Below are 8,076 nucleotides of genomic sequence, written 5' to 3'. Positions count from 1 at the left end.
TTTGTTGGTAAAATCGGTGGGGTTAGAAAATTTCCTACAGTGTGTTGACTTTATCATCAACAATAGGGTGAGTGGTGGGCGGGGTCGATCAGTTCCCGGTACCTGGCCACCACCTGCTTGAAATCCTCCCACGTATCTTTTTTCAGGTTGGGGTTGCGCAGCAGGGCGGCCGGGTGGTAGGTGGGCATAATCCAGACCCCGTTTTTTTCCACCCAGCGCCCACGGTCCCGGGTAATGCGCCCCCGGGGGTCCAGGATGGCCTGCAGGGCGGTGGCTCCGAGCAGGACCATGATCCGGGGTTTCAAAATGCGCAGCTGGGCCTCCAGGTTGGGGCGGCAGGCCGCCCGTTCCTCCTCGGTGGGGACCCGGTTTCCGGGAGGCCGGCATTTCACGACGTTCAGTATGTACACATGCTCAAAACGCCCGAAGCCGCAGGCCGCCAGGATCCTGTCCAGCAACTGGCCGGCCTTTCCTACAAAAGGCCGGCCCAGGCGATCTTCATCGGCCCCCGGTCCCTCACCACAGAGCACCACCCGGGCCGCCGGGTTACCTTCGCCAAATACCACTCCCCGGCAGCCTGCCCGCAAACCGCAGCGGTTACATGTCTTTACCTTTTCCTCCAGCACACCCATATCATCAATCCCGGAGAGATCCCATTCAGGATCTCCAAACAGGCTTTCCTGCAACCAGAACAACCGTTTCACCCCGCATTTGAAAACAGCTTGAGAATTGATGCCAGCATTCAGCCGACACGCCGGGTAAAACATGCTATCGCTTTGCCGGTATTCAGGACCCTCTTCCGGCCAAGGAAAAGGGGCAGGTTGCACTGCCCCTCTCTCTAGTTTATTCTTCTTTTTCCATTTTTTCTAAAATAATCCGGTGATCGACCAGTGCCAGCTCAACAATCCGGGCCTTAATCATTTTACGCCGCCCGAAGATATCCTCGAGCAGAAGCCCGTCCTCCTGGGGTATCACCCGGTCCACATTTTCTAAAAAGAGCTCTTCCCTGCCATCTTTACGCAGGTAAGCATTTGCTTCACACATGCGTTTCACCACCTTTTCTCATAAACGATTATAGCCCCGCCTTCCAGCACGTGTCAACGGCAAAATATGTCCGCCCTTGAGACAGCATGGCCGGAGACTCAACCCCTGATACGCCTCCAGAAGTCCTGCCACCAGCGACCCAGCGGGCCCGCGGTGGAGAGGTCCATCGCTTCTTCCTCGCCGCCGTCGGGAACGGGTACAAAACCAAAAGGCCGGCCCGGGGCCCGGAAGACCACCTCCCGGCGAAAGACCTGCTCCGGGCCGTGCAGGAACTGCACTTCCACCGGTCCCCAGAGGTCGGCCAGCACCATTTCCAGCTCGGGGCGGGAATTTACCGGGTGCTGGTTCAGGAACAGCACCACATCCCCCGACCGGATCCCTGCACGCCAGGCCGTACTGTCGGGAACGACATCCAGCACCCCCACCCCCCGTGATGGCGGTACGAAAAGGGGCCGACCCCGGAACTCCATCTTCTTCCCGATATAGATGACCATTTCGTGACCCAGTGGGGAAAAGACCGCAGCCACAAAAGCCAGAATACGGACGTACTGGCACAGCACCGCCAGCAGGAGCAGGCAGAGGCTGTAAACACCCAGGAAAAGGGCTGAAAGGCGGCTCTTTTCCCCCGGAGTCCGGGAAATGGCCAGGTCCCCGTAACCCAGGCCCGCCACGACCGGGATGAGGGTATAAACCAGGTTGGCCGCGTCACCGCTCACTCCCGGTTTGAGCAGCGGCCACCACTCCGGCATGGCCACCCCCTGCTGAACCACTGCCGGTCCTAGCACAGCCAGGGCGACAATGGGAATGGGCCAGAAGCGCTGCAGAGTAAAGCCACCGATCACCCGTCCGCCCGGCGATTTAAAGTAAACAGGTACCGCGCCCAGGTGGCCGCTGGTGAGGATCAGAGCGCTTTCCACCAGGTGCAGGACAGCCACCAGGGCCAGTACCTGGGCGATGTGTATTTCCGGAAAGCCGAAGAGGAGGTTGCTGAGCGACAGCACCCCTCCGGCGTAGGCAAAACAAAGAAAGCGGGCATTGATCAGCATTAATAAAATGGCTACCGGCCAGAGATAAACCAGTCCGGAGCCCGAAAGAGAGAGCCCGATCAGAACCATGAGGAAACTGCCGAGGAAGCCGCCCAGAAAACCGTACCCCGTCGCAGCCAGAGTGTCGCGCCACACCCCGTTGGTAACCGGCAGGCCGAAAAACTCCCTCCTGGCGGCGGCCATGCGCCGGTACTGGAGGGCCACCAGCAGTACGACCACCCAGAACATGGGGTCGAAAAGCGCCCTGACCAGGGTTAGGACGACAGCCGGTAATACCTGGCTAAATGGGAACATTTTTTCACCACTCTTTCCCCGTCATGCCGCACCGGCCATCCTGTTCTCCAGGATTTCAATGGCCCGTTCCAGTTGCAGGTCGACTCCCGCCTGGGGATCCTGTTCCACCGTTACATCAGGTACGATGCCTTTTTTATGGATGTCATGGCGCAAGGGGGTCAGGTAACGGGCCGTGGTTAATTTCAAGCCGGCACCGTTCTCCAGGTCGAAGACCGTCTGCACAATGCCCTTGCCGAAAGTTTTCTCACCCACCAGGATGCCCGCCTTCGTATCTTTGACGGCTCCGGCCAGAATCTCCGCAGCACTGGCACTGCCCCGGTTAATGAGCACCACCAGAGGCAGGTTGAGGTTCCTGCCCTCGGAAGTATAAGTTTCCTCCCGCCCAGAGCGGTACTGGATGTAAACAACCGGCCCTCTGGGAATGAAGTAGTTGGCCACCTTTACTGCCGAGCGCAGCTCTCCCCCCGGATTATTGCGCAGGTCCAGGATAACGGCCCGCATCCCTTCTTTTTTCAAACGTGAAATGGTGGCACCCAGCTCTTCCGGCGTTTTTTCGGTAAACTGGCTCAGTGAAATATAGCCGATCCCCTTGCCCGGTATCATCCTCCCCTCCACGGTAGGCACGCTGATCTCCTCCCGGACCAGCTTTACGTCCCAGGGCTGGGGTACTCCCTGGCGGGCGATGGTCAGTTTGACCTCCGTACCCACCGGCCCCCGCATCATGCTGACAGCCGTATCCAGGTCGATCCCCCGGGCATCACGGTCATCGATCCTCAGAATGACATCTCCCGGTTTTATCCCCGCCCTGTAAGCCGGCGTCCCCTGGTAGGAACGTACCACCGTGAGGCGCTCCTCCTTAATGCCCACCAGAATGCCCAGGCCCCCGAAAGTACCCCGGATCTGCTCCTGTAAGCGGGCATATTCCCCGGGGTCCAGGTAAACAGAATAAGGGTCGTTCAGAGACTTCACCAGGCCGCGAATGGCTCCGTCAACAAGCGTAGTGGTATTCACCGGTTCCAGGTACCTGGTGCGGACCAGGTGAATAACCTGGAGCAGGGTCCCCAGGTGCTGATAGTTGCTGACCAGCATCCCACCAAGAACCACGACAATCAAAAAAACCGCTAAGACCAAGGCGGCCAGCCAGCGGGTGCACCTGTTCCCCGTCCGGCGGCAATTCGACATATCCACCCTCACACCCACCTGCCTTATCTTTCCTGTACACAGGTATTATACTACAACAACGCCGGCGTAATTACAACAGTTGCCGGTCAAATGGACCGGAAGGGCTCAAACCCGGAAAAAAATATAACCGGCCCCGGAGGAGCCGGAACGCTACCGGGCGCGTTCAGCCGCATTCACTGCCCGTTTATATCGACCCGACACTTACAGGTAACCCATGGGATCCACCGGGTTACCGTTGATCATAACGCCAAAGTGCAGGTGGGGGCCGGTGGACATGCCCGTGCTGCCCACCCGGGCAATGACCTGCCCCTTGTTCACCTCCTGGCCGACAGAAACCAGCTCGGCCGAAAGGTGGGCGTAAATGGTGGTTACCCCACCGCCGTGGTCCAGCATGACCACGTTGCCGTAGCCGCTCATATAGCCGGCGTAAATGACCGTCCCATCCTGGGCCGCCACTACCGGCGTGCCGGTGGGAGCCGGGATGTCAATACCGGCATGCATGCGCACATAGCCCAGAATGGGGTGCCGGCGGGCACCGAAGCCCGAGGATATGGATGAATAACCGGGCACCGGCCAGGTCATGACACCGCTACCGCGGCGCGCCGAAGGGTGACTGCGGGCCCTTTGCAGGGCGATCTGCCGCAAAATTTCCTGCTCCTGGGCTTTCAACCTGTCCGCTTCCTCTTCGTGGCGGCTCAATTCCTCCTGTGCCCGGGCCAGCAGCACCTTTTGTTCCCTCTGCTGCTCGGCCAGCTGCTGCCGGGCAGCCTGTTGCTGGCGCATCAGAGCGACAATCCGGTCGCGCTGCTCTTCCAGCCGGACCTTTTTTTCAGCCACTTCCTGGCGACGGGCGGTAAAATCATCCACTATGGCTGCATCCCGGGCCACTACCCGTTTCAAGAGCTCGTAACGGCTGACAAAGTCATTGAAATCCCGGGAAGCCAGCAGGACTTCCAGGTAGTCGATTTCCCCCCACTGGTAAATTTCCCGCAGGCGCTGTTTCATCACCCGGCGGCTTTCTTCCAGCTTTGCTTCCGCTTCGGCCAGTTCCCGCCGTGCACGGTCAACCTCACGCAGGGCTACCTGCAGGTTGGAATCCAGTTCCCGGATACTCTGTTCGCAAGCCATGATGGACCGCTCCGAATCAGCCACCTGCTCGGCATAGCTCTGCACCACCTGCTTTGACTCGCGCACCTTTTGCTGTTCGTGGAAGAGCTTTTGCCTGGTCTCCTTTAGTTTTTCCTGCAAGCCGGCCCCCTGGGCCATGCCGGCCCCGGACAGGGCCAGCACCAGGCCCAGGACCACGACGGTCCTGCCGGTAAGGACTCTCAAAAACCATCTCCCCCCAAAACTAAACATGTAAAAACCTGTGAATGGAAATGGTACTGCCCAGAGCACCGATAAACAGTCCCAGCCCCACCATACTCCCCAGCAGGCTGTAAAGCACCTGCCCCCCGGAAACCAGGGGCACAAAAGGCATGACCCGGGCCAGATTTTCCACCAGCGATACATACCCGGCGTAAACCAGAGCTGCCGCCAGCAGGGACCCCAGCAGACCGAGGACCATCCCCTCGATTAAAAAGGGGAAACGCACAAACCAGTTGGTGGCCCCCAGATACTTCATAATCCCGATCTCCCGCCGGCGGGCAAATACCGACAGGCGGATGGTGGTGGAAATTAAGAATACCGCGGCCGCACCTACCAGGAGCACGGCTCCCAATCCCGCCAGCCGCACCCAGTGCGTCACCACCACCAATCTTTCCACCACACCCTGCCCGTAGCGCACATCCTCAACCCCGTCCAGGGAGGCAACCTTCCCGGCCACTTCCACCACCTGGCCCGCCTGCCGGGTTTTAATCCGGAAGGTATCGGGCAGCGGGTTGTCCCCCTCCAGGCCGTCCAGAATTTCTTTGCGCGGGCCGAAGCTGCGGCGCATTTCCTCAAGGGCCTGTTCTTTGGAAATAAACCGGACCTGTACCACACCTGGAAGCAGGCGTATTTTTTCGTTCAACTCGCGGATTTCATCATCTTTGAGACCATCCTTCAAAAAAGCGCTGATCTCCAGACTGGACTCCAGGTGGTCCGCAAGCCGGTCCGTGTTCACCACGAGCAGCAGGGAACAGCCCAGAATGAGCAGTGAAATGGCTACCGTCCCCACGGCGGCCAGGGAAAGCCAGCTGTTCCGGATGATAGACAAAAATGCCTCCCGGAAATAGTAGACGAGGGTTCTAATCTTCATTGCTGTACCCTCCGCCTTCCTCGTCCCGCACAATGCGGCCGGACTCCAGGGCCACCACCCTTTTTCTCAAGGCATCCACAATATCCCGGGCGTGCGTAACCATAAGGATGGTGGTACCGCTGCTGTTGATTTTCTGAAACAGTTCCATCAGCTCCCAGGAGGTTTCCGGGTCCAGGTTCCCGGTAGGCTCATCGGCAATAAGCAGTACGGGGTTGTTCACAATGGCCCGGGCGATACCCACCCGCTGCTGTTCCCCTCCGGAAAGCTGGGCGGGCAGAACGCCGGACTTGCCCTCCAGCCCCACAAGCTTCAGTACCTCCGGAACCCTTTTTTTGATCTCCCGGGAAGAGGCACCGGTAACCTCCAGGGCAAAGGCCACGTTCTCAAACACTGTCTTCCGGGGCAGCAAACGAAAATCCTGAAACACCATCCCTATCTTGCGGCGCAGGTAGGGTACCTCCCGGGAACGGAGGCGGGCCACGTTCTTGCCGTTGAACAGGACCTGCCCCCGGGTGGGCAGTTCTTCCCGGAAAATCAGCTTGGTCAGCGTGGACTTACCCGCCCCGCTGGGACCCACGATAAAGAGGAACTCACCCTTTTTGACATGCAGGTTCACATTATCCAGGGCTTTAACCCCGTTGGGGTAGATTTTCGTCACACCATAGAAACGTATCATCATCCCACCTCGGTTGCGTCGGGAACAATATGGTCAGCAAACATCCCACAGCGATTTTTTTGTATACATTTCGACAGGTCCTCCAGAAATCCTCTTGAAAATCCAAAAAAAAGCAGACAACCCCTCCCGAAAGAGAGGGGTGTCGAAAGATTAAGATCAACTTGTTTATTTACCTTGCTTGCCGCCCCTTGACTGCCTCCCGCACTCTGGCCGCCAGGTGTCCGGCCGTAAGTCCGTATTTTTCAAGCAACTCCCCGGGCTTACCCGACTCGCCAAAAACATCGGGGACGCCCACCCGGTAGACGGGCACGGGATAGCTCTCGCAGACGGCTTCCGCCACGGCCCCGCCCAGCCCGCCGATGATGGAATGCTCCTCAGCGGTCACGATAATTCCCGTCTCGCGGGCCGCCGCAATCACCGCCTCCTCATCCAGCGGCTTGATGGTATGCATGTCGAGCACCCGCACGCTTATACCCTCCTGCTCCAGCAGGCCGGCAGCTTCAAGGGCGGTAGCGACCATAATCCCCGTAGCGATAATGGTGGCATCGCCACCTTCCCGCATCGTTACCGCCCGGCCGGGCTCGAAATGAAAATTGTCACCGTGCAGGACGGGTACCCCGGGCCGCCCCAGGCGGATGTAAACCGGGCCCCGGATATCCACCGCCGCCCGTACGGCCGCCCGGGTCTCCACCGCATCGGCGGGTACAAATACGGTCATGTTGGGCAGGGAGCGCATCAGCGCGATGTCCTCCACCGACTGGTGGGAGCCCCCGTCCTCCCCCACCGTAATGCCGGCGTGACTGGCGGCAATCTTGACATTGAGCCGCGAGTAAGCCACGCTGTTGCGAATTATTTCAAAGGCCCGTCCGGTGGCGAAAATAGCAAAGGTACTGCAGAATGGAATCTTCCCGGCAGCAGCCAGGCCAGCAGCCGTGCCAATCATGTTTTGTTCAGCTATGCCCATATCGAAAAAGCGTTCCGGGAAGTGTTTGGCGAATTCAATGGTTTTGGTGGATTTGGCCAGGTCCGCGTCCAGCACCACCACGTCGGGGTTCTCCCGTCCCAGCTCTACGAGAGCCTCCCCGTAGGCATCCCGGGTCGCAATCTTCTTCATAAATCAACCCCCCCTTTTCAAGCCAGCTCGGCCAGTGCCCGTTCCACTTCTCCGGGTTTGGGGGCCACACCGTGCCACTCCACCATGTTCTCCATAAAGGATACCCCCTTACCCTTTACCGTGCGGGCCACGATCATCTGCGGTTTGCCGCGCACAGCCCTGGCCTTTTCCACAGCCCGCAGGATTTCTTCCATGCTGTGACCGTCGACAACCTGCACGTCCCAACCAAAGGCACGCCATTTTTCGGCTACCGGGTCCACGGACATCACCTTCGCAACGGGGCCGTCAATTTGCAGGCCGTTGTAATCCAGAAAGGCCGTCACGTTGTCCAGCCGGTAGTGTGCGGCAGCCATGGCCGCCTCCCAGACCATACCCTCCTGGATCTCTCCGTCGCCCAAAAGGACGTAAACACGGTAGTCCCGGCCGTCCAGCCTGGCCGCCAGGGCCATGCCATAGCCACCGGCGGTGCGGGAATACGCTT

General features: G+C 59.2%; 9 protein-coding genes. All 9 read right to left on the bottom strand.

What is annotated here, in order from left to right; all coding sequences use genetic code 11:
- Positions 1-56 precede the first annotated feature (56 nt).
- The gene (locus ACPLUI_RS07985; protein ID WP_424659737.1) at positions 57-695 is read right to left on the bottom strand and encodes a uracil-DNA glycosylase; all 639 of its coding nucleotides are present in this window, start codon (positions 693-695) and stop codon (positions 57-59) included.
- Between the two features lie 148 nt (positions 696-843).
- Positions 844-1,044: a CooT family nickel-binding protein gene (locus ACPLUI_RS07980; RefSeq protein ID WP_424659736.1), complete on the bottom strand. Its 201-nt coding sequence runs from the start codon at positions 1,042-1,044 to the stop codon at positions 844-846.
- Between the two features lie 98 nt (positions 1,045-1,142).
- Entirely contained in the window at positions 1,143-2,384 is a 1,242-nt protein-coding gene (locus tag ACPLUI_RS07975) for a PDZ domain-containing protein (RefSeq protein ID WP_424659735.1), read from the bottom strand.
- Between the two features lie 21 nt (positions 2,385-2,405).
- Positions 2,406-3,566 (bottom strand): S41 family peptidase, encoded by a 1,161-nt coding sequence (locus ACPLUI_RS07970; protein ID WP_424659739.1) that lies wholly within the window; start codon positions 3,564-3,566, stop codon positions 2,406-2,408.
- 201 nt (positions 3,567-3,767) lie between these two features.
- Positions 3,768-4,898 carry a murein hydrolase activator EnvC family protein gene (locus tag ACPLUI_RS07965; protein WP_424659734.1) on the bottom strand — a complete coding sequence of 377 codons (1,131 nt, stop codon included), beginning with the start codon at positions 4,896-4,898 and terminating at the stop codon, positions 3,768-3,770.
- A gap of 19 nt (positions 4,899-4,917) precedes the next feature.
- Positions 4,918-5,805, bottom strand: coding sequence for a permease-like cell division protein FtsX (gene ftsX, locus ACPLUI_RS07960; protein WP_424659733.1), 888 nt, complete (start codon positions 5,803-5,805; stop codon positions 4,918-4,920).
- Positions 5,795-6,481: a cell division ATP-binding protein FtsE gene (gene ftsE, locus ACPLUI_RS07955; protein WP_424659738.1), complete on the bottom strand. Its 687-nt coding sequence runs from the start codon at positions 6,479-6,481 to the stop codon at positions 5,795-5,797. Before ftsE ends, ftsX begins: the two co-directional genes overlap by 11 nt.
- Positions 6,482-6,650: 169 nt before the next feature.
- Positions 6,651-7,595, bottom strand: coding sequence for a transketolase family protein (locus ACPLUI_RS07950; RefSeq protein ID WP_424659732.1), 945 nt, complete (start codon positions 7,593-7,595; stop codon positions 6,651-6,653).
- Between the two features lie 17 nt (positions 7,596-7,612).
- On the bottom strand, positions 7,613-8,076 hold a 464-nt coding region (locus ACPLUI_RS07945), incomplete at its 5' end, for a transketolase (protein ID WP_424659731.1).

This window comes from Desulfofundulus sp. (genome assembly GCF_049701015.1).
In the GTDB taxonomy this organism is placed as follows: Bacteria; Bacillota; Desulfotomaculia; order Desulfotomaculales; family Desulfovirgulaceae; genus Desulfofundulus.
The sequence above is the reverse complement of the archived record's forward strand: the minus strand, read 5'-3'. Positions and strand labels throughout refer to the sequence as shown.

Excerpts from the sequence above, each read along its gene's own strand:
- ACPLUI_RS07970 (WP_424659739.1), bottom strand. The coding sequence starts at position 3,566 with ATGTCGAATTGCCGCCGGACGGGGAACAGGTGCACCCGCTGGCTGGCC.
- ACPLUI_RS07950 (WP_424659732.1), bottom strand. The coding sequence starts at position 7,595 with ATGAAGAAGATTGCGACCCGGGATGCCTACGGGGAGGCTCTCGTAGAG.
- ftsE (WP_424659738.1), bottom strand. The coding sequence starts at position 6,481 with ATGATACGTTTCTATGGTGTGACGAAAATCTACCCCAACGGGGTTAAA.
- ACPLUI_RS07980 (WP_424659736.1), bottom strand. The coding sequence starts at position 1,044 with ATGTGTGAAGCAAATGCTTACCTGCGTAAAGATGGCAGGGAAGAGCTC.
- ACPLUI_RS07975 (WP_424659735.1), bottom strand. The coding sequence starts at position 2,384 with ATGTTCCCATTTAGCCAGGTATTACCGGCTGTCGTCCTAACCCTGGTC.
- ftsX (WP_424659733.1), bottom strand. The coding sequence starts at position 5,805 with ATGAAGATTAGAACCCTCGTCTACTATTTCCGGGAGGCATTTTTGTCT.